The 25,907-nt window shown below is 63.4% G+C and carries 20 protein-coding genes; 6 read left to right on the top strand and 14 right to left on the bottom strand.

Annotation, left to right across the window (positions count from 1 at the left end; translation table 11 throughout):
- The first annotated feature begins 166 nt into the window (after positions 1-166).
- The 3 genes from ACRTG1_RS15500 to ACRTG1_RS15510 all read left to right on the top strand — a co-directional run bounded on the left by ACRTG1_RS15500 (position 167) and on the right by ACRTG1_RS15510 (position 3,775).
- Positions 167-742: a LemA family protein gene (locus ACRTG1_RS15500; RefSeq protein ID WP_162742308.1), complete on the top strand. Its 576-nt coding sequence runs from the start codon at positions 167-169 to the stop codon at positions 740-742.
- Positions 739-1,764, top strand: a complete 1,026-nt coding sequence (locus ACRTG1_RS15505; protein ID WP_432516530.1) for a hypothetical protein — start codon at positions 739-741, stop codon at positions 1,762-1,764. The genes ACRTG1_RS15500 and ACRTG1_RS15505 overlap by 4 nt, the downstream gene beginning before the upstream one ends.
- Positions 1,765-1,954: 190 nt before the next feature.
- Complete coding sequence (locus ACRTG1_RS15510) at positions 1,955-3,775, top strand: serine aminopeptidase domain-containing protein (protein ID WP_432516531.1); 1,821 nt, start codon at positions 1,955-1,957, stop codon at positions 3,773-3,775.
- Between the two features lie 15 nt (positions 3,776-3,790).
- On the opposite strand, the gene ACRTG1_RS15515 is transcribed toward ACRTG1_RS15510, so the two are convergent.
- The 12 genes from ACRTG1_RS15515 to ACRTG1_RS15570 all read right to left on the bottom strand — a co-directional run bounded on the left by ACRTG1_RS15515 (position 3,791) and on the right by ACRTG1_RS15570 (position 19,435).
- The gene (locus ACRTG1_RS15515; protein WP_432516532.1) at positions 3,791-4,204 is read right to left on the bottom strand and encodes a hypothetical protein; all 414 of its coding nucleotides are present in this window, start codon (positions 4,202-4,204) and stop codon (positions 3,791-3,793) included.
- Between the two features lie 111 nt (positions 4,205-4,315).
- Complete coding sequence (locus ACRTG1_RS15520; protein WP_432516533.1) at positions 4,316-5,209, bottom strand: hypothetical protein; 894 nt, start codon at positions 5,207-5,209, stop codon at positions 4,316-4,318.
- Entirely contained in the window at positions 5,206-7,185 is a 1,980-nt protein-coding gene (locus ACRTG1_RS15525) for a vWA domain-containing protein (RefSeq protein WP_432516534.1), read from the bottom strand. The genes ACRTG1_RS15520 and ACRTG1_RS15525 overlap by 4 nt, the downstream gene beginning before the upstream one ends.
- Positions 7,186-7,199: 14 nt before the next feature.
- Entirely contained in the window at positions 7,200-8,072 is an 873-nt protein-coding gene (locus tag ACRTG1_RS15530) for a hypothetical protein (protein ID WP_432516535.1), read from the bottom strand.
- 158 nt (positions 8,073-8,230) lie between these two features.
- Positions 8,231-9,457, bottom strand: a complete 1,227-nt coding sequence (locus ACRTG1_RS15535; RefSeq protein ID WP_206547728.1) for an NAD(P)/FAD-dependent oxidoreductase — start codon at positions 9,455-9,457, stop codon at positions 8,231-8,233.
- A gap of 96 nt (positions 9,458-9,553) precedes the next feature.
- Positions 9,554-10,519, bottom strand: a complete 966-nt coding sequence (locus tag ACRTG1_RS15540) for an isoaspartyl peptidase/L-asparaginase family protein (RefSeq protein WP_206547633.1) — start codon at positions 10,517-10,519, stop codon at positions 9,554-9,556.
- Positions 10,520-10,849: 330 nt separating this feature from the next.
- On the bottom strand, positions 10,850-12,502 hold the full coding sequence (locus ACRTG1_RS15545; protein WP_206545392.1) for an OFA family MFS transporter: 1,653 nt from the start codon (positions 12,500-12,502) through the stop codon (positions 10,850-10,852).
- A gap of 282 nt (positions 12,503-12,784) precedes the next feature.
- Positions 12,785-14,803 carry a sensor histidine kinase gene (locus ACRTG1_RS15550; protein ID WP_432516536.1) on the bottom strand — a complete coding sequence of 673 codons (2,019 nt, stop codon included), beginning with the start codon at positions 14,801-14,803 and terminating at the stop codon, positions 12,785-12,787.
- Entirely contained in the window at positions 14,796-16,196 is a 1,401-nt protein-coding gene (locus tag ACRTG1_RS15555) for a sigma-54-dependent transcriptional regulator (protein WP_206545394.1), read from the bottom strand. The genes ACRTG1_RS15550 and ACRTG1_RS15555 overlap by 8 nt, the downstream gene beginning before the upstream one ends.
- A gap of 73 nt (positions 16,197-16,269) precedes the next feature.
- Entirely contained in the window at positions 16,270-17,352 is a 1,083-nt protein-coding gene (locus ACRTG1_RS15560) for an ABC transporter substrate-binding protein (protein WP_206547636.1), read from the bottom strand.
- Positions 17,349-18,758, bottom strand: coding sequence for a sensor histidine kinase (locus ACRTG1_RS15565; RefSeq protein ID WP_206552651.1), 1,410 nt, complete (start codon positions 18,756-18,758; stop codon positions 17,349-17,351). Before ACRTG1_RS15565 ends, ACRTG1_RS15560 begins: the two co-directional genes overlap by 4 nt.
- Positions 18,758-19,435: a response regulator transcription factor gene (locus tag ACRTG1_RS15570; protein ID WP_113155089.1), complete on the bottom strand. Its 678-nt coding sequence runs from the start codon at positions 19,433-19,435 to the stop codon at positions 18,758-18,760. Before ACRTG1_RS15570 ends, ACRTG1_RS15565 begins: the two co-directional genes overlap by 1 nt.
- A gap of 171 nt (positions 19,436-19,606) precedes the next feature.
- On the opposite strand from ACRTG1_RS15570, the gene ACRTG1_RS15575 reads away from it, so the two are divergent.
- The 3 genes from ACRTG1_RS15575 to ACRTG1_RS15585 all read left to right on the top strand — a co-directional run bounded on the left by ACRTG1_RS15575 (position 19,607) and on the right by ACRTG1_RS15585 (position 22,648).
- Positions 19,607-20,581 carry a Bug family tripartite tricarboxylate transporter substrate binding protein gene (locus ACRTG1_RS15575; protein ID WP_206552652.1) on the top strand — a complete coding sequence of 325 codons (975 nt, stop codon included), beginning with the start codon at positions 19,607-19,609 and terminating at the stop codon, positions 20,579-20,581.
- Positions 20,582-20,664: 83 nt separating this feature from the next.
- Complete coding sequence (locus tag ACRTG1_RS15580) at positions 20,665-21,096, top strand: tripartite tricarboxylate transporter TctB family protein (RefSeq protein ID WP_113155087.1); 432 nt, start codon at positions 20,665-20,667, stop codon at positions 21,094-21,096.
- A 16-nt stretch (positions 21,097-21,112) separates the two neighbouring features.
- Entirely contained in the window at positions 21,113-22,648 is a 1,536-nt protein-coding gene (locus tag ACRTG1_RS15585) for a tripartite tricarboxylate transporter permease (RefSeq protein ID WP_206545396.1), read from the top strand.
- 16 nt (positions 22,649-22,664) lie between these two features.
- Here ACRTG1_RS15585 and ACRTG1_RS15590 read toward each other — a convergent pair whose 3' ends face one another.
- Together ACRTG1_RS15590 and ACRTG1_RS15595 are read right to left on the bottom strand one after the other, a co-directional pair.
- Entirely contained in the window at positions 22,665-23,552 is an 888-nt protein-coding gene (locus ACRTG1_RS15590; protein ID WP_206547638.1) for a DMT family transporter, read from the bottom strand.
- On the bottom strand, positions 23,549-25,903 hold the full coding sequence (locus ACRTG1_RS15595) for a PIG-L family deacetylase (RefSeq protein WP_432516537.1): 2,355 nt from the start codon (positions 25,901-25,903) through the stop codon (positions 23,549-23,551). The genes ACRTG1_RS15590 and ACRTG1_RS15595 overlap by 4 nt, the downstream gene beginning before the upstream one ends.
- Between the last annotated feature and the right edge of the window lie 4 nt (positions 25,904-25,907).

A 25,907-nucleotide genomic window follows, 5' to 3' on the forward strand; every position in this document is an offset into this window, starting at 1 on the left:
GACTAGGCGTGCCGCCAGACCGGAGACACCGTCTGAACGGACAGTGTGGCCCCGTTTCGATGCCACAAGGGCCATCTGAAGGTGCTCACTCCCTCAAATGGGAGAGGCGCTTGGTTTCCCCATTTGCTCGATTGCCGGCAGCATTCTGCAGAAAGTGAAAGCCGGCATGACAACCATACTGATCATCGTCCTCGTCCTGTTTGGCGGGTTCGTCTTCTTCCAGAACCGCCTCGCATCGGCCCGCAATTCCGTACTGAACGGCTTTTCCGGCGTTCAGGTGCAGCTCAAGCGACGACACGATCTCGTTCCCGCGCTCGTCTCGGCGGCGCGCAGCGCCATCGCACAGGAAAACCGCCTGTTCGACAGCATTCTGGACGTGCGTGAAAAGGCGGTCGCCGCACTCAATGGCAGGATGGAAGAGGTTCAGGAGGCCGAGGCCGAACTGACGGCGAGCCTGCGCAGCTTCTTTGGCTATACGGAAGATCACCCGGAAATCACCTCGACGGGGAACATACTCGAGCTGCAGAAGCAGCTTGAGGAGACCGAAGACCAGATCAGCGCCGCGCGCCGGCTCTACAATGGCAATGTCGAGCGCTACAACACCATGCTCGATGCGATCCCCTCAAGCTGGGTCGCCGCCATGCTCCGTTTCGAGCGGGCCGACTTTTTCGCGCTCTCGGATGCCGAACGCAAACATGTCGAGGCCGTGCCGGCCATCGATCTGCCGGGAGCGCAGGCGTGAACGCCGTCAGCGGCCACTGGGATCCCGTTCAGGGGACCATCTCGGTCGAAACCGACGACATCTCGCAGATCAAGACCGGCATCACCCTGCCCGCTCCGGTTCGGCGTTTCCTTCCCATCGCCGCGCTTGCCGCCATGTTGTGGACCTTCGTGCAGGGTTTTCTCACTGACGGGTTCCCCTTCATTCCGGTCGCCGTCACCACGGTTCTTTTCGGCGCATTCATCTTCGCCGCAGAGCTTGAGAACGAAGATGGCCGAAAGACCCTGCGGCGCGTCAGGCTCGCACGGCAGAAGGGCTGGACCTACACCGGCAAGCTGATGGAGCGGGTGATGGCCTATCAAACGGCCTGGTCCTCGGATGGTGCGGAACGGCGCGCACAACGTGTGAAATCGGAACGCGCCAGAGCCGTCGAGACCCTTGTTCCGGAACTGACGAAGCTTCAGGTCGGCGCGTTCATGGGCGCTGACTTCGACGGCGAATTCTGGGGCAAAAGCACCAAAGACGACCTGCCTTTCTGGATGGCCATCGGCGCCATGCAGATGGAGGCCGGGCTTGCGGCAGACAAGTCGCTGCGTGAAGACGCGCATGGCGGCAAAGGCGGCTTCGGCGTCTTCTTCTCATTGCTCGGGGCCTACAGAATTGGCCGCAAGACAGGCGTTCGCGCCGTCATCCGCCCGGAAAACCTGGTCAACAGGGGGCCGCTCGACCGGGACATCAAGACCGAATCCGTGCAGTTCAACGCCGCCTTCAACATCACCGGAACAGCAAAGAGCGGTGATGAAAACGCGGTGGAGCACGACATTCTGCGCATTCTCACCCCCGCGACACAGGCGACCATGCTCGACCTGATTCAGCGCTACCACAATGTCGGTTTCGTGGTGGATGACGATGTTCTGTTCTTCATGGCGCAGGACAGGCTGGTGGGCAAGAACGCCAACCCCGACCGGATCGACACACTTCTGGCCGGCATCGCGGCAGACTTCGAAGAAGCGAAATTCGCCATCAAGCGCTACGTCGAATAGGCGCGTAGCCATCTGTGTCCTGTTCCGGCTGGCATCGCTGATGCCGGCCCGCTCTGCGCATTCATGCGGATGTCTGGTGTTTCCACCTGACTGCAAAATGCTCTAGGTTTCCCCCGTTTCGGGGAATCTGCACGCCCCGTTCAGTGTCGGTTCAGCCGGCGTCTGCCAGAAGGGCATGCAGGAGGAACCCATGGAAGCCAAATACTTAGCGCGTGTGAACGGCCCGCCGCTGTTCTACCGGAAATGGCGCTCGGCATCGCAGCCGCGCACTTCCGCCCCGCGCAGGGCCGTGTTCATCGGCCACAGCCAGCCCACCCATTCCGGCATGCTGTCGGATCTGGCGGAAGGGTTTCGCGCCGCCGGCTGGGATGCCCATTCCGGCGATATTCGCGGCCATGGCAAAAGCACGGACGCCCAGGTGCCGCTCGGCCATCTGGACACCGGCGATGGCTGGTCGCTGGCCGTGGACGACATGCGCCATCTTCTGGAACGCAGCTTTGATGGCGTCGGGTGGGAAGACCGCCTCGTCGTGGTGCCGAACATCACGGCGCTGATGACGCTTGAAGTGATGAAGACCTGGCACGACCTTGCCCGCCACATCGTGCTCATCTCGCCGGTTCCCAACCAGAGAACGCTTGCCCTGTTCGGCAAAGCCTTTTCAAAGGTCCGCATGCGTCTTCGCGCCGCCGACCAGCCGGACGAACAGATCCTGCATCATCTCTATGCCTTTCTCGGCGCGCATCTGCGCGACCGGGAGCATCCGGCAGATGTCATCAGCACCGACCGGGACCTGATCCGCGAGATCGTGTCCGATCCGGAAGGCTGGCCCATTCCCAGCCCCGCCTACTGGTCGAACATCTTCTCGGGCATGCTGTCCGCCTGGAAATGGCCAAACAATGCGCGCCTCAAGCCCGGCACCCGCGTTCTGGTGATGTTTGGCGGTGAGGACGCCATGCTGCGCGATGGCGGGTTCCTGCCGCCCATCGAACGCTTTCTGGCTGAAGTCGGCGTTGAGGACGTCGCCGCCGAACGTGTCGAAGGCGTACGCTCCGGCCTGTTTCTGGAAGAAAGGCGCTTCGGCATTTCAAAACGCATTCTCGACTGGGTCGGTCAGGATGGCGCAGCGACCGCTGACGCACGCTACAGCGAAGTGGACGTCGCACAGCTGGCGAGCGATGTGATCGCCCGCCTCGGCGGCGGAGCCGCGCCCGCAGACATGCGCCCCGACGAACTGGTCGAGCTCTGCTACAACGCCATTGATGACGAGACGCGCTGGACCGAGGTGATTTACCGGATCATCTACGAGGCCGAGCAGGATGGCGAGATGACGGAGGCCGAACTGGCCGAGCGCATCGAACGCCTGATGCCCCACTGGGAGCGGGCCTTCAGCCTCAACCGGCAGGTGATGATGAATGCCACGCTGGGCGTCCTGCTTCAGGCGGTCATCGACAAGCTGCAAATCGGCATTGCGATCCTCGATGCCGATGGCGCGCTTTTGCACGCCAATACGACCTACAGGGAAACGCTCTTACGGATTTTTCCCAAAACTTCACCCGGTGCCGATGGCGATGCCTTCAGCGCGGCTGCCACCCGCCGACTGTTCGTTTCAGGCGCAGCCGCCGAGGACACCGGGAAGGTCAACAATGACCGGATCGTGCTGCACGACAATGCGCCGGTCGGCTTCCATTTTCACCCGCAGGCGCTCCGGCAGACCGGACTTCAGCGCCAGGGCCCGGCAAGCATCCTCATCCTGCGGGCTACGGAACGCGACGATGACGACAACACGCGCCGCGTGCTCACCGAGCTGGCCTATGGGCTGACCGGCAAGGAAGCGGAAATCGCGCTCCTGATCGCCGAAGGGATGTCACTGGATGAGATCGCCGGCGAACTGGGCATTCTTGTCAGCACCGCGCGCGGGCACCTGAAGAAGGCGTTTCAGAAGATGAGCGTTCACAGCCAGGCCGAGCTGACGGCCCGGATCATGTCCGGGCCGGTGGGCTGGCTGAAATGAGGGGCCGCCCGGATTTTAACGTCGTCCCGGCGCGTAGACCTCGCAGCCCTGCCGAAGCGCGGCCCGCCTGTCCGGCTGGCATTCACAGACCGGCGTGATGCCCGAGCCGGTCACGCAGGAGACGCGTTTGACGTAACAACCCTGTGCGCGCACCGTGGCCGCATGATTGAAACGGCCGTTACGCTGCCGCTTGGGAAAGCCGCGCGTTGAACGCGCAAGCGCCACCGAGAAGCGTCGTCCGTGCACATTGCGCATCTTGCCCTGCCAGTTGACCCAGGCCCGCGCCACGGCTCCCTTGCCGGTGCGGTGTCCCTTGCTGCTCGCTTCAACCGCCTGAATGGAACAGATCGTCTTGGCCATCGCGGCAGGCGCATGGCCGACGATGGCAAGGCCCAGCATGGCAGCCAGTCCAATCACAAATCTTCGCATCTGGTTCTCCTTCACCCTGCGTTCTTCAATGCAGGCAGGAGACACGATCATGCGGCGCGTGGCCTCTCCCATTTGGGTGGTTTTGCAACGCAGTACTGCGCAACAATCGCCCTATCGGCATACGATGAAGCTGAACGCCGCACAGCCACCACCCTGGCAATAAGCGCCGACATTGAGCGCCTGAGCTGCCGTCGTCACGCCAAAACAGGCTGCATTGCCATGCTGCCTTGTGAGGCAGAAAGCGCGGGCGGCAGGCAGACCGCAATCACTGAGCGCATTGCCTGCCATCCTGAGACAGAGGGCAACCTTGTACCCGGCCATATGCATGAAATCCGGGTTTTGGTAGACCTCGCCTGCGCAGGGCTTTTCGGCATAGCCTTCAAGCTGCGCGAAATCAGAACCCTCTGTGCTGCTTTTCTTCCGGTCCGGGCCGCCTTCTCCCTCAAACAGATCAATTGCCCTGGACGGTTCTTCGCTGCCATCGAAAAGCTCGATCTCTCCGGAGGTCTCATCCGCACTGTCGGCATCGAGTTTAACCGGATTGTCGCGCTGGCCTTCCGAGGGAAAGGCGTCTTCCAGATAGGTTTCCGGAAATTCGCTTGCGTAGCGGTCACGCGCAGCGCTCCTGCTTTTCTCGCCCGAAAGGACCAGCGCATCGTCTGGCGAAACAGCCATACCCTCACAGCCAAAGCCCGATGCGCAGCGCAGAAGATCGGCATCCGCTGTTTCCACGGGCTCGGCAGCCGTCTCCTTCGCCGCCTCGAAGGCATCCTCGACATAAAGATCGGGATGATCCTGCGCATAGCGGTCACGCGCTTCCTGCGCCGAGCGTACATCCACAAGGCCAAGCGCGTCCTCCTGCGACACGCCGCCCGCGGGACAACCGAACCCGGCTGCGCATCGAAGCACCTGCGCATCCGGTTCCTGCCCATGGGTCACGGTCGTCATGGCCGCGAGCAGCATTGCACCTGCCAGATGCCGCCAGACCGTGTGGAGCGCGATCATTCCGATCCGGCCTCAATCGTGAAGCGATCAAAGGCGATATGACTTTCGCCCGGACGCGCCTTGTGCCAGTGCCCGGCCAGAACGGCCGGCTGACCGGAAAGACGCAGAACGGTCATCGGTTCTGTCTCGAAGCGGAACGTGTCGGCCGGTCGTCCGTCGGCTTCGGGCAGTTCCATCGCAATGGCCGCCGTCACCTGCCGTCCGCGCCGCTTGAGCCGCAGTTCCGCGCCCTGCGTGCCGAGCGCTTCCAGAACCCGGTCGCCATAAGCGCGGTCGCCGTCCTGACAGAGCCTGGCGACAATCGGCCCGTCAAAGAGGTTCGTATCGAACCTGGCTTCCTCCTTGCCATCGCTCACGCGGATCAGAGACAGGTTCAGATAGGCCCCGCAGCCCTTCCGCCAGACCCATGCCATCGCACCGATCTGGTTTTCCGCATCGTCCTGAACACTGAGCCAGACATTTTCATATCCGGTCTGCTCATGAATCCTGAAATCGAGCGCAAGGTCGAAATCACCCTCAGGCAGGGCATGATCGAGCACATAGCGGTTCTGAGCCTTCGCATCGTCATGATTGGCATAGCGGCCCAGCACCGAGGTGAAAAGCATGCCATCGCCGGTGAAGGCTGCGAGATTTTCAGCCGGGTTTACCACCTGCCAGGCCGCATCCAGTTCCGGCCCGTCGAAATTCTCCTCGAACACGGCCTGAACCACCGGTTCAGGCTGCGGCGCAGGTTTCAGCTCGGGCATCTGTCGCTCGGCCTCGGCGACAACCTCGCCAACGGCGCGCGCAAATTCGTCCGCATTGCTGGCAGAGTAGTAATTGCCGTTCCCGTTATCCGCGATGCATTGCAGGGCTGCGTTTTCTTCATCGCTCAGATCGAAACCGACCACATGCACCCGCGTGTTGATGCCGCGCTCGGCAAGGGCTGCCGCCGCCGCGCACGGGTCCCCGCCGCAGGTTTCCAGACCATCCGAGATCAGGAGCACATTGGCCGGACGGCCCGATTGCGGCATTGCGTCGGCAGCGCGCATGAGCGCGTCGGCAATCGGCGTCTTGCCGCGCGGCGTGATGCCTTCAATCGCCGGCTTCAACTGCCCGCTTTCATAATTGGCAACCGGATAAATGATCTCCGTATCGCCGCAGTCGCCCTCGCGGCGGTGGCCATAGGCCATCAGCCCCACATTCGTGTTGGCTGCCAGATCGCCCATCAGACCCGACAGAACCTGTCGCGCCGTGGTGATCTTCGCCACACCGTCGATCTGCCCCCACATGGAGCCTGAACCGTCCAGAACGAACAGAAGATCACTGCCGCCTTCGGCCAGACCATTGCCCGGCAGGTCTCCCTCTTCCATGCCCGGCACGATGGAAGACCGGTCGTCAGCGCCCGCACCCTCCGGCCTGCGGTCTCCGCCCGATCCGGCGCCGGAAGCCCCCCCGCCCGAAAGCGTTGCCTCCATGGCCGGATCGGAGCGGATTTCAAAACCCTGACCCTGCGCCAGCTCCGACAGCGACCAGTTGTCATCCTCGGAATAGATGTCGTTGATCTGCCACGTCCCGTCCGGGGCCTCGATCAGCGTGTAGATGAAGTTGCGCGGCGCGCCCATATTCGTGAATGTCACGTGGATCTGCGCCGCACCGCGCAGAATGGGCGCATCCGCATCCGGCGCGATGTTCAGATTGGCTATGTCCGCATCCTGTCCGCCATAAACCGGATCGAACATCAGCGCGCCCTGCAGATCGTCATGGGCAAGCCCGTCCACGAGAAAGCGTCGCGAGGCCTTGCCATCATTGAGAAGCGGCTCTTCATTGTTGTTGAAGCGGCGGCTGTGTTCGGCAAAGAACATGCGCACCACCTCCACGGCGTCATCAATCTCGGCCGCTTCCGCCTGCAGCGCCCCCATGGGAATGCAAATGGCCAGCGCCGTGCCCAGCATGGCGCGCCGCAACCCTTGCGCGAAACACGTCTTGCCCATCATTCTGCTCACCCTGCTCATTGCTGCCCCGGACGTTTGATGCTGAACCGGTCGAACTCGGCGAGTGTTTCCCCGCCCTTGGCCTTCTTGCCCTGCCCGACCATGAAGGCGGGGCTGCCGAAACCGGCCATGCGCGCGACCCGGCCGCCGGAAAATTCCTGCACGCCGCCTACCGCCTCGCCTTCACCGGCGGGCAAATCGAGCGTGACCTTCGCCTGGTAGCGCAATCCACGCCTGGAAAGCGTGAGAACGAATCCTTTTTCATAAAGATCGGCCAGAACCCGATCCCCGTAGGCGCGCCCGGTCTTGTTGCAGATATTCCGGGCTGCCGGCCCGTCAAAGAGGTTGACGGACATCGCAGAAGGCACGGCGGGTTCTTCCGGGTTGAGCGGCTGGTTGGCGACGGTGCTGATATAGAGCGCCGGTCCACAGCCCTTGGTATGAACATAGAGATGCGCGGCGACGAAATTCTCATCGCTCTCGCGCAGTCCCAGCCACACTTCATCAAAGCCGGTCTTGGCGTCGAGGCGGCCGCCAAGCGAGATGTCGAAATCGCCGTCCGGCATGGCGCCCTTCAACTGGTAGATGTTGCGCGCATCGGCATTGTCGAAACCGTCCCTGCCGCCGCTGGTGATGGCAAGCAGCATGCCCCGCTCGGCAACATACTGGTCGCGGTCCTCGTTCAGAACCTGCCAGTGCGCGGCAAGCCCGTCATCCTCGAAACGGTCCTCGAAAGGCAGGGCGATGGCGGTTGCGGGCGTCTCGCCTTCATCGGCGGCAGCAAGCCGCGCCTGCTCCTCCTTGCTCAGCGTCTGGGCACGGGCGTCCGCCCCGGCATTCACGAACGCCACGCCCGCAAGAAGCGCCAGAATAAAAGAAGATCTCAGCATCCCCCTGAGAGGGCTGCTGATCGCGAGCGAAGAATTGCGCGGGATGGCTGCTGCGCATGACATGAAACGAATCTCCATCAATCGATCAGATTGATTGGTAGTCGCTCACGCTTGTGCTGAACTCCCTCAAATGGGAGAGGCGGAGCTCCCCTCTCGCCTCAGGCTTTCCCCATAAACGCCGCCTTCAGCGCCGCCGGTCCTTCCAGTATCTGCGCCTCGCTTGGCGAGAATCCTGCGGCCAGCATGCGCCGGCCCAGCATGTGCTCTCCGGGCCGGTTCACGGTCTCGACCGCAACAAGCCGGTCTCCTGAAAATAGATAGACGCTGAACGCGCCGCTCTCGGCCTCGCCCGCCACGATCTCGCGATCCACGCCGAAAGGCAGGCCAACCATCTGCAGCTTGCGTTCGCCCTGATCCGACCAGAACCAGGCAACCGCATCGAAAGCGGTCTCCTGCCCCAGCATGGCCTTCGCCGCGCAGCGCGCCTGATCGGTCGCGTTCTGTACCGATTCCAGCCGCAGGAAACGCTCCGCCGCAACATGCGGGAACGAAACGCAATCGCCGATGGCGTAGATGTCGGGTGCGCTGGTGCGGCACGCCGCATCCACGCGAATGCCATTGTCGCAGACAAGACCTGCCTGTTCGGCAAGCGTGGTGTTCGGCAGCGCACCGATGCCCACCAGCACAAGATCGGCTGCAAGCTCCTGCCCGTCTGATGTCACAAGCGCCCGCACCCGCCCATTCTCGCCAATCAGGCGCTCCACGCCCGCGCCGGTGATGACTTCGCAGCCAAGGCTCTCGTGATAGGCCAGCATATGCGCGGCAATCCGCGCACTCACCGCACGGCCCAGAAGGCGCTCTGCGGCTTCCACCACCCGGACCCGCTTTCCCGCCATTGCCATGGTCGCGGCAGCCTCAAGGCCGATGAAGCCGCCCCCCACGACGACGACGTTTTGCGCCGTTTCCGCCGCCTCGCGCAGCTGCCGCGCATCGGCGCAGTCGCGCAGGTAGAACACGCCATCAAGGTCCGCACCCGGCACCGAGAGAGGCCGCGCATGGGCGCCCGTCGCAAGCAGAAGCCGGCTCCAGTGAAGCACGCTCCCGTCTGAAAGCGTCAGCGTATGGGCTTCGGGATCAATGGCCGTAACCGTTTCGCCGAGGCGCAGATCGATGCCCTGCGCATCATAAAAGGCCTGCGCCTTGAGGATCTGCGGTTCGGCATCCAGCGCCTTCAGAAAGGCCTTGGAAAGCGGCGGCTTGTGGTAGGGAAGTTCGGGATCTGCCGAAATCAGGGTCAGCTTCCCGGCATAGCCTTCCTCGCGCAGGCTTGCCGCCGCCTGCACGCCGCCATGCCCCGCTCCCACGATGATGATGTGCTCGTCCAGCGCTCTGTCTCCGCTCGTCTCAGGGCCGCTGCCCACGCCCGCCTGACATAGAGACGCCCGGCGGGCGCGGCAAGAGCAGCGCGCCTGCACCAGTCCTCAGACGGAAGCCTCAAGCGTCTCGACGCAGAACACCTCGTCATGGGACGCCACGTAGAGCGCGCCGTCACTGGCAATCCAGCCACGGAACATGCCGGCGGTGTTGTAGGGCGCGCAGACATTGCCCGCCCCGTCCACCGCCACGGCCCCGGCACCGATCCCGTAGGATTTCAGGTCTTCGCGAATGACGCCGTTCGCCGCCATCTCCAGCGTTTCACCGCGATAGGCGATGCGGCTTGCGATCTCGTGGCCAACCACGTGACGGATGAAGAACTCGCCCTGCCCGGTGCCGGAAACCGCGCAGACGCCATCGCGTGCGTAAGTGCCCGCACCGATGATCGGGGAATCGCCCACGCGTCCCTCCGGCTTGTTGTTGTATCCGCCGGTCGAAGTTGCGGCTGCGAGATGTCCGTCTGCATCGAGCGCCACGGCCCCCACCGTGCCGTGCTTCTCGGCTTCCGATGCAGCCGCAGCCGTTCCTGCCTTTGCGTGTTCTTTCATGGCGGCAAGCGCATCCTGCCTGCGCTTCGTGGTGAAATAGTCGGGCGCGACCATTTCAAGACCGCAACGCTCGGCAAAACGATCTGCGGCAGCGCCGGTGAGCAGCACCGCGCCGCTTTTCTCCATCACCGCCCGCGCCGCCTTGACCGGATTGCGAATGCGGCTTGCCGCCGAAACCGCACCCGCATCGAGGTCTGCGCCGTTCATGATCGAGGCGTCGAGCTCATGCTCCGCGTTCTCGTTGAGCGCTGCGCCGTAGCCAGCGTTGAAATGGGGCGAATCCTCCATCACGACAACGGCGGCTTCCACCGCATCGAGAGCCGAACCGCCCTTGCTCAACACGGCCCAGCCGGCGCGAAGCGATGCGGCAAGGTCTGCGCGCGCAGCCTCCCATTCCTCTTCACGCAGATCGCTCTTCGCCATGACGCCGCAACCGCCATGAATAGCCAGTGCAACAGGTTTCATTGTCTCCCTTTCAAAACCATGCCCCGCGCGCCGCAATCGGCCGCCGGGTCTGGCAAATGCGTCGGGCCTGGCTTCATCGCGAGCCACAGGCGCATTTGCCCTAAATCCATCGCCGCGCAGGTCACGCACGGCGTGCTTCTTATTCGACAAGCCCCATGCCGCTGACAAGCCCGTCGCCCCTGAAAGTAGGCGTGATCGACAGGCGCTTTTCCGTTGCCGAAACAAAAAGGGCCGCGCGATGCAAAGCCTGACACAGCGCATCGCGCGGCCCTTGGAAACCACCCTCCGGCGGGGCTCGAGAGCCGGAGGGCAGCGCTGCAACAACCCTGCCTAGAACAGGGCCGCGGTCTTCTGCAGCGTTATCCAGACACCCCAGAGGATCGGGATACCAACGATGGCCCAGGCCATGAGCGCCTTGCTGTCGAAGCCGCCCTTGCCGATGCCGAAGGAACCGGTCGGGCCGGAATCCGCAGCGGCAGACTTCGCCTGAAGCTTGGCCACTTCCTCATCCGACATGTACCATTTGTCCGAAAGCGGCTTGACCAGCATGTTGCAGATCAGGCCGAGCAGAAGCATTCCGGCCAGAATGTACATGGTGAAGTCGTAGACCTGCTCGCGCGGAATGCCCGCATTGAGCTGCGCTTCACGAATGTAATTCACCACCACGGGGCCGATGATGCCGGCCGTTGCCCATGCCGTCAGCAGGCGGCCATGGATCGCGCCCACGAACTGCGTGCCGAAAATGTCGGCCAGATAGGCCGGCACGGTGGCGAAGCCGCCGCCATACATGGACAGGATGATGCCGAACATCAGCACGAACAGAACCTGGCTGCCCATATGCGCCGCTGAAGGAACGAGCGCGTAGAGCACGATGCCGATCAGGAAGAAGGCATAATAGGTGTTCTTGCGGCCGATCTTGTCGGAAAGCGAGGCCCAGAAGAAGCGTCCGCCAATGTTGAACAGCGACAGAAGACCGGCAAAGCCTGCCGCAATCGCTGCAATCGCGGTCTTCTGCGATGCATCGAGTTCATTGAACGAGAGTTCGGGAAGGCCGATCAGACGTCCGCCGAAGATCTCCTGAAGCATGGGCGACGCCATGCCGATCACGCCGATGCCGGCGGAAACGTTGAGCGTCAGAACCGCCCAGATCAGCCAGAACTGCTTCGTCTTGTGGGCGTCGCGCAGATGCACATGGCGCGAGGTGATCATGGATTTCGCGCTCTTGGCAGGCGGGGTCCAGCCCTCGGGGCGCCAGCCAGCCGGCGGAATGCGGTAGCCGAAAGCGCCACCCATCATGAACACGAAATAGATCACGGCCATGACCAGGAAAGTCTGCCACACGCCAACGGAATCGGCCGTCTTGAACGTGTTCATCAGCATGTCGGCCAGCGGTGCGCCAATCATCGCGCCGCCGCCAAAGCCCATGATCGCCATGCCCGTGGCCATGCCGCGACGGTCCGGGAACCATTTAATCAGCGTCGAAACCGGCGAAATATAGCCGAGGCCGAGGCCAATGCCGCCGATCACGCCAGCGCCCAGCCACATCAGCCAGAGCTGGTGCATCATGACGCCGAGCGCTGCAACGGCGATGCCGCCGCACCAGCAGAAGGCTGCAACCACGCCGGCCTTACGCGGGCCGGCGCGCTCCAGCCAGCCGCCCCAGATGGCGGCAGCGGAGCCGAGCAGCACGAAGAACAGCGTGTAGATCCAGCCGAGATCGGAAACGCGCCAGTCGCAGCTCGTGGTGAACAGCGCGCCCACCAGCGTCATGTCTTCACAGACGACGCTCTCGGAAATGCCGATGGCCTGCGTCAGCGGCAGCCAGAACACGCTGAAGCCGTAGGCCATGCCGATGCACAGATGGATGGCGAGTGCTGCCGGCGGAACGAGCCAGCGGTTGAAGCCCGGCCGGGCGATGATTCTTTCCCTGTCGAGAAAGCCACCGGCGGGTGCGCCGGTTAGTGTTTCACTTGCTGCGGACATTAAGTCTCCTCCTCCTGCCGGAAACCCGGCAGCCGTCCTGCTGGTTACTTGTGCGAAAATCCCGCCTGCGCTGGTCCGGCGCCCTGCGCACCAGACACGGTCCCCGCTGCGGGATCAGGTGATTGAAAACGTCCTCCTCTTGCATTACCCATTGGGCAAGCAATGAGCGTGCCAGTCGGCACGGCTGAACGATTTCAATTGCTTATCGATTGAAAGAGTTTCTCTATGGACAAATTGTCCATGGGACCCGGACAAAATGTCCGGACATTTTGTCCAAAGGCCTCAACTGGCCTCGGGCAACCAGATCGTGAAGCGCGTGCCCACGCCCTCTTCGCTTTCAGCCGAGATCTTGCCGCCCTGTCGCGAAATCAGCGTCTGGCTGATCGACAGGCCAAGCCCCGTCCCTTCCTGCCGCTTGGTCGTGAAGAAGGGATCGAACACCTTGCTTAGCATTTTCGCCGACATGCCAACGCCCGTATCGGCCACCTCGATCAAGACGCCCGGCTTGCCGTCCAGATCGCTGTCATGGCTGCGCAGCGAGAGCGTGCCGCCATCCGACATGGCGTGGATGGCGTTCACGATCAGATTGACCAGAACCTGCTGCAGTTCCGTTCGGTTCATCAGAACCAGCCTGCTTGCCCGATCATCGCGTTCAACGACGATCTCGCTCTTGTTGAGAAGATGCTGCACCAGCGGCAATGTGTCGGAAATCACGTCCGCCGGCGCGTGTCGTTCCAGAAACCCTGCATATTCCTCAGGTCTTGCAAACTGAAGCAGCTTGGTGACGATCTGGCTGATGCGGTGGATCTGCTCGTCCAGCAGGCGAAACTCTGTGCGCGCCTCTTCCGCCCGCTCGCCCATCACCTGCCGCACCACCTCCAGATTGCCCTGCATCACGGCAATCGGGTTGTTGATCTCATGCGCCACGCCAGCAGTGATCTCGCCGATGGCGGCGAGCTTTTCGGAGACGATAAGCTGGCGTGTCGTCGCTTCAAGCTGCCGGTTGGCAAGGCGCAGTTCCCGCGTGCGCTCTTCAACGCGCGCGTTCAGCTCCTCGTTCCAGGCGCGCAATTGCCGGTCGCGCTCCTGTAGCTGTTCCAGAAGCAGGTCGAGATGCTGCGCCACGCGGCCAATCTCGTCATCGACGCCGTGAATCCCCGTCCGCGCGCCAAGATCGCCGCTTTCCACTTCCGAAATCGTGCCGGCCATCCGCTCCAGCGGCTTGAAGATGGAGCGCGCCCAGCGCAGGAAAAGCGGAACGCTGAGCGCCGTTATCGCCAGAAAGGCGATGGCGATCGTCAATAGCGTTGCGTATTTCGCCTGGGTGAACGGCGTTTCCAGAAAGCCGACATAGAGCATGCCGACGCGCTTGCCATAGGTGTCCGTGATCGGCTCATAGGCGGAGATGTACCAGTCATTCACGACAAAGGCGCTGTCGAGCCACACGCGCCCCTGTCCCAGCACGGCCGATCGCACAATGCTCGAAACGCGGGTGCCCAGCGCCCTGCGCCCCTCGAAAAGGCGCACATTGGTGCTGATGCGCACATCGTCCAGAAACAGCGTCGCCGTTCCCTGACTGCCCTCCGGCAGGCTCGCCTCGCGGTAAACCAGATCATTGATCGTATCAATAAAGACGAGGTTCCGATTGAGCAGATTGCCGCCGACAAGTGCTGCCGCGCTTCCATCGGCAAGCCTTACCGGCGTTGCCGAATGCACGACCATGCCGCGCGTCTCCGCTGCGCGCTCCGTGGGAACGGCATTGGCGGTCGGCACCAGTTCCAGCCGGGCGCGGTCGGCAAGGGCGGGCGATATATCGGCAAGCTCCTCACGGGAAAAAATGTCGACGCCCGTCATGGCCTCACCGGCATAGGCCTTTTCGGTGATCAGCCAGTCACGCCGGGGCGCGCCTGCAAGGTGCGGTGCGGAGGCAAGCACCCCGCCGTCTTCAGGCAGGAGATAGAGAAAATCGAGGTCGAGCCTGCGGCGATGCTCTTCCAGAAGGGCTGAAAGTCCCTCACCGCCCGCGTCAAGCGTATCGCGAAAGCGCGCGGATGCGCCAAGCGCCGTCACGCGTTCCCCGGTGTTCTCAAGCAGGCGCGCGAAATACTGGTGCGCAATGGTCAGGTCGCCATTCACCTTGGAGATGAGCGCCGCGTCGAACTTGGCGTTCCAGCGATAAACCGCCATGCCAAGCAGCAGCGGCAGGATCACCAGTGTCGGCAGGAGCGCGATCGCCAGAAGACGAAAGCGGACCGAACCGCCCTTTCCCCTTTGCTGGCGTGTCGCTAATCGCTCAGACATTCCAGGCCGCGCATTTGCGGTCGATTGTCTTGCGCGAAATGCCCAATTGCTGCGCCGCCGCTTCCCGGTCACCGCCGGTGCGCTTCAGAACGGCCAGAATATGCCGGCGTTCGATGTCGGCCAGGCTTTCGCCGCCGACGGTCGCTTCGGGAACAATTGCGCCATTTCCGCCAAAGTCGTCCGGGAAACGCCCCAGAATGAGCGTGCGTTCGATCAGATTGCGCAATTCGCGCACGTTTCCGGGCCACGCATAGGCCGCAAGTGCGGCCCGCACATCCGCGCCGATGGGCACATCCGGCGTGCCGAGCTGCAGCGAGAGTTTGCTCATGAACAAATCCGCCAGTTCCTGCACATCGTCATCGCGATCCTTGAGCGGCGGCAGGTGGATCTGCATCACATTGATGCGGAAGAAGAGATCGGCGCGAAATTGACCGGCCTCCACCTGTTTCTCAAGCTCCGCATTGGTGGCGAAGACGAAACGCAGATCGACCGGGATTTCACGTTCCGAGCCGACCGGGCGGATGCGCCGGTCTTCGAGTACCCGCAGGAGTTTGCTTTGTGTCGCAAGCGGCAGTTCGCCGATCTCGTCGAGAAACAGCGTGCCGTCCTGGGCATGCATGAAGAGGCCTTCGCGACCGCCTTCCGCCCCCGTGAACGCGCCTTTCAGATGGCCGAACAGCTCGGTCTCGATCATGTCTGGCGGGATCGCCGCACAATTGACCGGCACGAAGGGCTTGTCCGCGCGGTCCGACAGCGAGTGCAGCGAGCGCGCCGCCACTTCCTTGCCCGTGCCCGACTGGCCGGTCAGCAGCACCGATGTGGGCAGCGGCGCGACGCGCGCGATCGTGTTGCGCACATCACTGATCGCCTTTGATCCGCCGATCAGCTTGTCGCGCAGCAACACATGGTCCGATGTGGATTTCAGCTCATAGCGCAGCACATAATTTTCACGCTGGAGCCGCATCTGATCGAGACAGCGGGCCACCGCGTTCAGAAGCTGGTTGGAGCGAAACGGCTTCAGGATGAAATCGACCGCGCCCGCGCGCAGCGCCTGGATTGCGGTTTCGAGGTCCGCATAGGCCGTCATCAGGATGGCGTTGGAGAAAAAACCGATGGCCCGCTGCTCCGCCAGCCAGTCGACGCCGTTCTTGCCGGGCATGATGTTGTCTAGGATCACCACATCATAGTGGTTGGCGTCGAGCTTTCGGGAGGCTTCTTCCGTGTCGGCGGCTTCATCGAGCCGCTTGCAGCGCGGACCAAGCGTGCGCACGAGAAAGTTGCGCATGCCCGGCTCATCATCGATGACAAGAATCGAAGCCTGCGCAAGCCACGGCCCGAATTCCGGATCCGCTGCCATGTTGCGCTGCGCCTTTGCTGCCTGACCGCTCGCCATTTCCTCCCGCACCCCTCCCCGATTTTTGCGGCATGATTAGCCAAGGATGACGGGAAAGCAAATAGCGCGCCTTCTACTCTCCACCGCCCGCGCGAAAGGATTTGCGCCACTGGTCGAGAAACGCCTTGCGCTTTGCCTGATCGAGCCCGACCAGAAGGGCCGGTGAAAGCCCGATGGGCCGGAAGGCCGCCGCCTCGGCAGACGGTCCGTCGCCCGTATCGATCCTGCCCAGCATTTCAGGCCCGCTCATCGAGGAGAACAGGCGCGACGGGCCGGAAAAAAGCTCCTGCCCCTTGTCGCTGAGCGCCAGGGCGATCAGTGCATTGGCGGCGCGCTTGTTGCGGGCATGGCGCGAGACCAGTGCCGCGCGCGACAGCGCCAGCGTGTAATCGGACGGAAAGATGATGCCGATGCGCGGATCTTCCTGCTGCCGGGCGAGCGCATAGGACCCCAGAACATTGTAGCCGAGCACCAGCCGGCCGGTCCGCACGCCGTCGATCACATCGGAACTGCAACAGAAAAGCTGCGCCCGGTTCTGACCAAGACTCTCCAGAAGCCGCCCCCAGGTGGAAGCCTGCGCGGCGTCTTCGAAGGCAAAGATGTAGCCGACGCCGGAGCTTTCGATGTCATAGGTGCCGATGCGACCGCGAAAACGCTCCGTCTGGCGCAGAAGGTCGACCAGCTCGAAACGGTTGCGCGGCACCTCATCCGGTTCCAGCCCTTCCCGGTCGTAGACGATCACCGCGGGCTCGAAGGTGAGACCCACAAGCTCGTTGCGCCACGAGGCCCAGTCCGGCAGATCAGGTGGCAGCGCAAAGCGGAACGGCTCCGAACAGCCATCGTTCACAAGGCGCACCTGTTCGGGAATGGCGGACGAAATCACCGCATCGGCAAAGAAGCGCCGCTCCTCGCAGGCTTCCGCCGCAGCGCCATAAAGATCGAGGCTGGTCATCTGGCGATAGACAACCTCTGTTGTCGGATTGGTTCTCTGAAACTCCCGAATGAGCGGTTCGATGTGTTCGAGATCGGTCACGCTGCCGATAACCAGCGTTTCAGCCTTGCCGTCCGGCGCATCGAACACCGTGTCATTGGCGTGGGCCGGCAGCGCATGAAGGAGCGCGAACAGCGCCGAAACGCACAGGATGAAGCGTATCATGCCGGCTGGTCTCCCGGTGTTGCAAGCGGCAGATCGAGGCTGATGGAGAACGCGCCCTCCCCGCCATCAAGCGCGATATGCCCGTGATGAAACTCCGCCACCTCACGCACGATCGCGAGCCCGAGCCCCGCACTTTCCGGCTTGTTGGGGTTGATCGCATAGCGCTGGCCGATCTCGACGGGATCACGCACGGAGAGCCCCCCGCCGCGATCCGTGACGGTGACCCGCGCCCGTTCGCCATGGCTCGATACGCCAAGCGCGATGGGCGGCTTTCCATGGGCGTGCGCGTTGTTCAAAAGGTTCTTCACGGCTTCCCCCAGACTGAACGCATCGCCGCGCACCATCACCGGTTCTTCCGGCAAGTCGAGACGGATGCGCGATCTGCCGCCACCCGCAAGCTGCGTGAACTCGCGTTCAGCGTCGACAGCGATGCGCCGCAGGTCGAGCGGCTCCAGCGGTGCGGTGTCGGCGCGGTGTGTCACCAGCGCATGGCTGAGCAACTGGTCGGTCAGCCGGTTCAGCCCTATGGCGCGGCTGCGGATGCGTCGGTGCAGCACTTTCAGCCGTTTGGGATCGTCCTCGTCCAGCGCCAGCTCGCTATGCGCCCGCAGAGCCGTGATCGAGGTGCGTATCTGATGCGCGGAATCGGCCACATAGTCCTGCATGGCGCGCACCCGCCGGTCGAGCCGCCCCATGAAGCGGTTGATGGAGGCGACCAGCGCCGACACCTCCTCCGGCGCATGCATGGAAAAGGGCGAGAGGTCGAGCGGGTCACGCTCAAGGATCGCCGTTTGAATGCGCTCCAGCGGGCGCATCGCATAGCGCATGGCCAGAAGCGCCAGAACCAGAATGGCGACACCCGCACCGGCGATCACGGCGACGGCCTGTGTGGCCATGCTGCGGGCAAGCTGCTCGCGGCTTCCCGTGGTGTGCGCCACGACGATGTAGATATCGCCGCTCACCGCCCGTTCCGCCAGCCTGCGCAGGGTTGCAAGCGCGCGCACCCGCTCGCCGCCAAAATCCACTTCATAGGCAAGACCGCCCTCGGGGATCTCGTCAGTTTCGGGCAGCGGGAAGTCTTCATAGCCCGTCAGCGTCGCGCCGTCCGGCTGCGCGACCCGGTAGAAAACGCGTTCGTCCTTGGCAAGCGAGAGAAGCTCGAACGCCGAAACGGGGATATCGACGCGCACCTCGCCTTCGATCACGAAAATGCGCTCCGCAATCTGAAGCGCCGCGCCCTGAAGCAGCCGGTCGAAAGCTTCGTTGGCCGCCTGCCGGCCATAGCCATAGGCCGCATAAATCGTCGCTGCCACGGCGAGCCCGAGCACCAGAGTCAGAGAAATGGCCAGTCGATAGGCAATCGAAAGGCTGCGGTCGGGCGCAGCCTCGCGCCCCTGATGCGCCATCAGCCGCCCGTCTCCATCGTCACCGCCTGATAGCCGAGCCCCCGTAAGGTGCGGATTTCCAGTCCGGAACCCTCGATCTTGCGCCGCAGCCGCCCGACATAAAGCTCCACCGCATTGGGATTGCGCTCATCATCATGGCCGAACAGGCGCAGGAGCAAATCCTCCTTGTCGAGAACACGATCCCGGTTTGTGAGGAAAATCTCCAGAAGCGTCTGCTCGCGCCGGGTCAGATCACAGGGCTGCCCGTCGATCAGAACCCGCCGCGCCGCCATGTCGAAGGTCAGCTTTCCGACCGAAAGCGTCCGGTCAGCCTCGCCGCTGCGCCGGCGGATGATGGCGCGGATGCGCGCTTCCAGCTCGCCGAGATCAAACGGCTTGATCATGTAGTCGTCCGCGCCGAGATCGAGCGCATCGATCTTGTCGTTGACCGCAAGCCGCGCCGTCAGAACCAGCACCGGAACCCGGTTTCCCGCAGCCCGCAGCGCTTTCAGAAACGCAATGCCCGACCCGTCGGGCAGGTTGATGTCGAGAATGACAAGGTCGTGATGCGCCATCGCCACGAAGTGCCTTGCGTCTTCCAGCGTCTCCGCACGATCACTCACATGACCGGCCTTTTCCAGCCTTCTTTCAATGGCTTCTGCGACATCGCGTGTGTCTTCGACGATCAAGAAATGCATTTTTCCCGACTTTGACAGCTTTGTGACAGGGACACCCTATAGGCTCTCCATCGTCATGAGAACAATCTCATTGGCGCACCGCTCCGGTTTCCGGGAGGACAGCGGTTAAAAAACAGGTTTGAGGAGAGTTCCGTCCACCATGTGGCGGAACTGCTTAACAGGAGGAATTCCATGAAGAAGCTGCTTGGCCTTGCGGCCGTGGTCACACTTGCGTCCAGCCTGTCGGCGTTCGCGTTCGATCCCAACAACACCGAGTGCATCGCGCCTGCAAATCCGGGCGGCGGCTGGGACTTCACCTGCCGCCAGGTTGGCAAGACGCTTCAGGACCTGAAGCTTGTTCCCGGCACCATGCAGGTCGCCAATGTCGCCGGCGGCGGCGGTGGTGTGGCCTTTGCCGAAGTCGTCGGCAAGCGCAATGACGAGAACAATCTGATTGTCGCCGCCTCCTCGGCAACGGCCACCCGTCTCGCCCAGGGCGCGTTCCCCGGCAACACGATGGATCAGGTGCGCTGGGTCGGCGCAGTCGGCGCTGATTACGGCGTGATCGCCGTCGCCAAGGATTCGCCCATCAACACGCTCCCCGAGCTGATGGACAAGATCAAGGCGGACCCGTCCTCCGTCTCCGTGGCCGGCGGTTCTGCCGTGGGCGGCTGGGATCATCTGAAGGTTCTGATCGCCGCCTCCAAGTCCGGCATCGAGGATGTCCGTCAGGTCAAATATGTCGCCTTTGACGGTGGCGGCGAAGCCGTTACCCAGCTCCTCGCCGGCTCCGTGCAGGCGTTCACGGGCGATGCCTCGGAAGCCAAGGGCTTCGTCGATTCCGGCGACATCAAGGTCATTGCCGTCATGGCGCCCGAGCGTCTTGAAGGCGATTTCGCTTCCTTCCCCACGGCGAAGGAACAGGGCATCGACGTGATCGGTGCGAACTGGCGCGGTTTCTATGCCCCCGGCAACATGTCGGACGAAGCCTATGACTACTGGGTCGACGCCGTCAGCAAGGTCTATGCCTCTGACGAGTGGAAAGAGGTCATGGCCAACAATGGTCTCGCACCGCTCGACCTGCAGGGCGCGGAATTCCAGGCCTTCGTGAAGGAATCCATCGATTCCATCACCGATCTGTCCAAACAGATCGGCATCGTGAAGTAACGCACGAGCGAACCTAATCGGGCCTGTCGGGACACCCCACAGGCCCGAATTGTATCAAGAACAATCAGGGGAACACGTCTGTCATGAGCGACCGCATCTTCGGCGTTTTCGGTTTCCTCCTCGCCGCCTTCTATCTCTGGCAGGCGACGCAGATCGAACTGAGCTTCATATCCGATCCCTTTGGCCCCAAGGCCTTTCCCTACATGATCGGCACCGTGCTCGCGATTTCCAGCGTGGTCATTATTCTCAAGCCGGACACCGAGCCGGAATGGCCAGGCTTCGCGCGGCTGTTTGAAATCGGCGTCGCCACCGCCGTGATGATCGCCTATGCGCTGTTCCTGAAGGAATATGGCTTCGTGCTCTGCACGGCCATCGCAGCGAGCTACCTTTCCTGGCGTCTGGGGTCGCACCCCGTTTCCGCCATCATCGCCGGCGTTGTGATCGCCGTCGGCATCTATGTCATTTTCCATCTCGTCCTGGGGCTGTCGCTTGCACGCGGCCCCTGGGGCTTCTGAGACGGGAGGCCCTATCATGGACACACTAGCCTCTTTGGCAGACGGCTTTGCCGTCGCACTGACCTGGCAGAACCTCATGCTGGCGCTGATCGGCTGCTTTCTCGGCACCATCATCGGCGCGCTGCCGGGGCTCGGCCCTTCAAACGGCGTTGCGATCCTCATTCCGCTCGCCTTCACCCTCGGCCTGCCGGCCACACCGGCGCTCATCCTGCTGACCAGCGTCTATTATGGCGCGATGTATGGCGGCCGCATCTCATCGATCCTGCTCAACATTCCAGGCGATGAACCGGCCCTCATGACAACGCTCGACGGCCATCCCATGGCCAAGGCCGGCAAGGCCGGCGAAGCGCTCGCCATCTCCGGTCTTGCATCCTTCGTCGGCGCATTCTTCGCCACCTGGGGGCTCGTCTTCCTCGCGCCGCAGCTGGTCAAGGTCGCGCTCCTGTTCGGTCCGGCCGAATATTTCGCGCTGTTCGTGCTCGCCTTCGCCACGCTTGGCGGCATCGCCAGCCGCAATCAGGCCAAGGCGGCGCTGGCCGCGGTTCTGGGCCTTGGCATCGCCACCATCGGCGTCGATGGCCAGACCGGCGTTCCGCGCTTTTCCTTCGGCGAAGTGCATCTTTATGACGGCATCGACTTCCTCGTCGCCATTGTCGGCCTGTTCGCGCTTTCGGAAGTGTTCATCTTCCTCGAACACCGTGCCGGCGGCGGCGCAGACGACAAGGTGGTCAAGGTGGGCCGCATCGTGCCGCCGTGGAAGATGGTGCGCGAAACCATTCCCGCCATGGGCCGTTCGACGGTCTTCGGCTTCATCGCCGGTGTTCTGCCGGGCGCCGGCGCTTCGCTCGGCTCCTTCATCTCCTACACGTTCGAGAAGCGCATCTCCGACCGCAACGGCACGTTCGGCAAGGGTGATCCGCGCGGCGTGGCAGCGCCCGAGGCCGGCAACAACTCGGCCGCCGGCGGCGCGCTGGTGCCCATGCTGGCGCTCGGCGTTCCCGGTTCCGGCACCACCGCCGTCCTGCTCGCCATGCTGCTCGCGCTCAACATCACCCCCGGCCCCCTGCTCTTCCAGCAGAACCCGGATGTGGTCTGGGGCCTGATCGCCGCGCTCTTCATCGGCAACATCATGCTTCTGGCCATGAACCTGCCGCTGGTGTCGCTGTTCGTGCGCGTGTTGCTGATCCCGACCCGCTATCTGATGCCCGCCGTGGCGATGATCTCCTTCGTCGGCATCTACGGCATTTCCGGCTCCACCTTCGACCTTCTGGTGATGATCGCCTTCGGCGTTCTGGGCTGGGTTCTGCGCAAGCTCGACGTGCCGCTGGTGCCGATCATCCTCGGCGTTCTTCTGGGCGACCAGATGGAAAAGAACCTGCGCCGCGCGATGACCATTCATGACGGCGACTGGACGATGCTGTTCAACTCGTGGCTCGCCATCGGGCTCTGGTCCTTCGCCATCATCGGCTTCGTCATGCCGCTGATCGTCGGTCGCTACTTCCGGCCCAAGATCGCCGACGAGGCGATTGCCGAAGGCGCCGATCCCGATTGATCGGCGCTTACAGGCTTCAACTGCCAGAGGCGGCGTGGCTTCTCAGCCGCGCCGTCCTCAATGTGAGAAAGGCAGTGGCCGAAACGATGATGGCCGCGCCGATCACCGTGTTGAGGCTGGGCACCTCGCCGAAGAAGACATAGCCCACCACGCCCGACAGGATCAGGCTCGAATAGCCGAGTGGTCCCAGAAACCCCGCATCGCCAAGCCAGTGCGCCCGCAGAAAACAGAACTGTGCGGCCTGCGAGAAGATGCCGACGGCCAGCAGAAACGGCCAGTGACCGGCCGCCACGTCCTGCCAGCCCGAAATGGCCGGCCAGGCGGTGATCAGCGCCAGCCCGCCCGTATAGAACAGCATCATCACCACCGGCGGCGTGCCCTTGAGCTGGCGTGTGACGATGATCGCCCCCGTGCCTGCCAGAACGGCGGCCAGCGCCGCGAGCAGGGCCGGCGTCCATTCCACATTGCCGGGGCTTGCGGCGATGAACGCGCCGACGAGCCCCAGCCCCGCCGCAAGCCAGCGGGAACCGGACACCGCCTCGCGCAGGATCAGCGCGGAAAGCGCCACCAGCACGACGGGCCGCGTGAAATTCATGGTCATGTAAAGCGCCAGCGGCAGATGCGCGACGGCATAGAAGCCGCCCGTCAGCGCCACTGCCGACAGGAACACCCGGAACAGATGCAGCGGAACGCGGTCGATCGACCACAGAACCTGCCGCTGACGCGCCAGCCACGGCAGGATCAAGCAGAACCCGACCAGTGCCCTGAGAAAAACGAGTTGCCACGGCGGATAGCCCGCGCCCAGCGCCTTGACGATGGATATGGCCCAGATGTTGAGCCCCATATCCGCCAGAAGCCAGGCCCCGGCGCGCAGATTGTCCTTTGCCGTGGCAGGCGCACTCACGGTCGCGCCAGAAGGTTCGCCATCAGGCGGAACGCGCCGGGCACCAGTTTCTCCATCTGGTGATGCAGGATCAGCGCCGCATGGGTGTGCCGCCCCTTGCCGATCTGCGCCGAGAGAAGCGCGCCCTGATGCGCGTCCTCTTCCGGGTCGGCCATGGACAGAAGCGGCTCATAGGCCTCGTCCCAGCTCTTGGCGAAATAAAGCCCGCGCTCCTTGTGCCAGTCCTTCCAGTCCTCATCCGTGATGCGGTTCGGCGTGTTGAGCAGCGGATGTCCGGGCGCGAGATGGGTCACCTCGGCATTCTCATCCGTCACCCGCCAGCGCAGCGACGGTTTGCCGATCTCCAGCCGGCGCGGCGGCACCGTCTCCGGATCCCACGCATCCCACGGGCGGTGATAGAGCGTGACCAGATTGCCGCCATCCTCCACCCAGGCTTTCACCGCGGGCATCGCTTCTTTAAGCGCCGGACGGGCGCGCATGGCGAAAATGCCCACCACCAGCGTGTCGATGTCCTTCAGCCCCTCAGCCGTCAGCGCCTCATCACTCATGTCGGTGACATCGAGCCCCAGTGCGCGCAGCCACAGTCCGACGCGGTCATTGCCGCCGCCCACATAGCCGGTTCGCACATCCGGCAGCGCCACATCAAGCACCCGCACGGAGAGCTTGGCCGGAAAGGCGCGCGCCCGCGCGCCGATATGCGGATAATCGAACCGGTGAACCGTTTCGGCCGTCTGACCGTCAATCTCCAGCGGCAGCTCATAAAGCCCCGGCGCGATAGCCTCAGGCGCTGTAACCCGCAAGCCCCCCGTCACCGACGATGCAGTCCAGCCGTCCGGCAGTTCCAGCGCGGTTTCCGCCTGTGCCGGATGGAGTTCCGAAACGCGCAGATCGATCGTGCGCGCACTGGCTGCAACATTGATCAGCGCCCGGTCAGGCGCAAGCGTGGCCGAGCGCGCGGGCAGAACCACCGGCGCGCGCTCAAGCGGCAGCATCGTTTCCGCCGAAACCCCGTCAATGGTCACGCCCACACGCACCGCAGGCAGGCGCGCCCTGCCCGGCAGATAATGCGCGGGATAGCAGTCGGTGGGTTGCGCATCCTCCGGCACATGGACGAGGCCATCGGCAGCGCGCCAGCCCTCCGGCACGACGGGCGTCACTTCCGCCACGGGTCCGGCGCTCTCGATGGTCAGCGCCACGCTCTCGCCGGGGCGCAGAATGTCGCGCTCAAGTGCAGCGCGCACCTGCACGCCGCTTGCGATCCGCATCACGTGCGAAAGCTGAACTTCCTTGGCGGCAAGGCGGTGCTGCACCTCGTCATGGGCGTGCGCCGGGCAGGCATCGCGCGCCTCGCGAACGGCCCTGAGTGCCGAGGCTGCCTTTCGCGCCACGCTCTCCCTGTTCGGGAAAGCGGCAATGGCCGCCATGCAGGCCTCATGCGCGGTTTCCAGTTGCGCGGCGATTTCCGGAGCACCGGCAAACGCCGCCAAATCGATCAGCGTGACCGGCAGGCCGTCCGTCACACTGTCATCCGGGCCGGAAACCTCCGAGCGCACCAGATGGAGCGGCCAGTCGTTCGGCGCGCCATGCGCGACCCAGCGGCCCATGCCCTGTGTGCGATGGAACACGCGTGACTGCTCGCCGATCTGCGCCCAGCTCCAGCCCGTCACCGGGTCTTCGCCGCCGCCTTTCACCGTCAGCGTGGCGCTCGGTGGCGGCAGATCGTCATCATAGGCGTCGCCCGCACCGGACCATGCCGGCAGATAGAGCTTCTTCACCTGCCATACCGGCAGATCCACATCGGGAAACGCCGGATCAGCCGCCGCGTCCATCACCGCATGCGCCAGTTCCGTCATCGCCCGGTGATGGCCGTGCTGGCCCGGAATGTCGAGGAAAGTCGGGCAGATGATGTCCGGGCGTTCGGTGCGTATGATCTCGACGAAACGCTTCAGCGTGCGTTCACGTCCCCATTTGCCCAGCGTTTCCTTGCCGCTCTTGGAAAAACCGAAATCGAAGACGGCGTCGTCCGGCGTTTCGGAAAGCCAGTAGAGATTGAGGTTCAGCACATCGGCGGCGCGCTCCATCTCGGCAGTGCGCACCACACCCAGATCATGCGTGACTTCCGAGCCGATGGCGTTCTGCCCGCCCTCGCCGCGATTGGCGCAGGCGAATGACAGCGCCACGCCGTCCCGCAGCCCGAGCGCTGCCAGCATCTCGGATGTCTCGTCATCGGGATGCGCACCCGTATTCATGAAGGAGACGCAGGATTTCAGCGGCGCCAGCGCGCGCCACAGCTGGACGATACGCGGGTTGCGCATCTGCGCGTCAATACGCTCCTGATCGGACAAGGGCATTCCA

This window comes from Nitratireductor sp. PBL-C9, from assembly GCF_050877045.1.
GTDB lineage: Bacteria > Pseudomonadota > Alphaproteobacteria > Rhizobiales > Rhizobiaceae > Nitratireductor > Nitratireductor aquimarinus.

Bases quoted from the DNA above. Each gene is read 5' to 3' on its own strand.
- ACRTG1_RS15500 (WP_162742308.1), top strand. From the start codon at position 167: ATGACAACCATACTGATCATCGTCCTCGTCCTGTTTGGCGGGTTCGTC.
- ACRTG1_RS15510 (WP_432516531.1), top strand. From the start codon at position 1,955: ATGGAAGCCAAATACTTAGCGCGTGTGAACGGCCCGCCGCTGTTCTAC.
- ACRTG1_RS15515 (WP_432516532.1), bottom strand. From the start codon at position 4,204: ATGCGAAGATTTGTGATTGGACTGGCTGCCATGCTGGGCCTTGCCATC.
- ACRTG1_RS15520 (WP_432516533.1), bottom strand. From the start codon at position 5,209: ATGATCGCGCTCCACACGGTCTGGCGGCATCTGGCAGGTGCAATGCTG.
- ACRTG1_RS15525 (WP_432516534.1), bottom strand. From the start codon at position 7,185: ATGATGGGCAAGACGTGTTTCGCGCAAGGGTTGCGGCGCGCCATGCTG.
- ACRTG1_RS15530 (WP_432516535.1), bottom strand. From the start codon at position 8,072: ATGCTGAGATCTTCTTTTATTCTGGCGCTTCTTGCGGGCGTGGCGTTC.
- ACRTG1_RS15540 (WP_206547633.1), bottom strand. From the start codon at position 10,519: ATGAAACCTGTTGCACTGGCTATTCATGGCGGTTGCGGCGTCATGGCG.
- ACRTG1_RS15545 (WP_206545392.1), bottom strand. From the start codon at position 12,502: ATGTCCGCAGCAAGTGAAACACTAACCGGCGCACCCGCCGGTGGCTTT.
- ACRTG1_RS15550 (WP_432516536.1), bottom strand. From the start codon at position 14,803: ATGTCTGAGCGATTAGCGACACGCCAGCAAAGGGGAAAGGGCGGTTCG.
- ACRTG1_RS15555 (WP_206545394.1), bottom strand. From the start codon at position 16,196: ATGGCGAGCGGTCAGGCAGCAAAGGCGCAGCGCAACATGGCAGCGGAT.
- ACRTG1_RS15560 (WP_206547636.1), bottom strand. From the start codon at position 17,352: ATGATACGCTTCATCCTGTGCGTTTCGGCGCTGTTCGCGCTCCTTCAT.
- ACRTG1_RS15565 (WP_206552651.1), bottom strand. From the start codon at position 18,758: ATGGCGCATCAGGGGCGCGAGGCTGCGCCCGACCGCAGCCTTTCGATT.
- ACRTG1_RS15570 (WP_113155089.1), bottom strand. From the start codon at position 19,435: ATGCATTTCTTGATCGTCGAAGACACACGCGATGTCGCAGAAGCCATT.
- ACRTG1_RS15575 (WP_206552652.1), top strand. From the start codon at position 19,607: ATGAAGAAGCTGCTTGGCCTTGCGGCCGTGGTCACACTTGCGTCCAGC.
- ACRTG1_RS15580 (WP_113155087.1), top strand. From the start codon at position 20,665: ATGAGCGACCGCATCTTCGGCGTTTTCGGTTTCCTCCTCGCCGCCTTC.
- ACRTG1_RS15585 (WP_206545396.1), top strand. From the start codon at position 21,113: ATGGACACACTAGCCTCTTTGGCAGACGGCTTTGCCGTCGCACTGACC.
- ACRTG1_RS15595 (WP_432516537.1), bottom strand. From the start codon at position 25,903: ATGCCCTTGTCCGATCAGGAGCGTATTGACGCGCAGATGCGCAACCCG.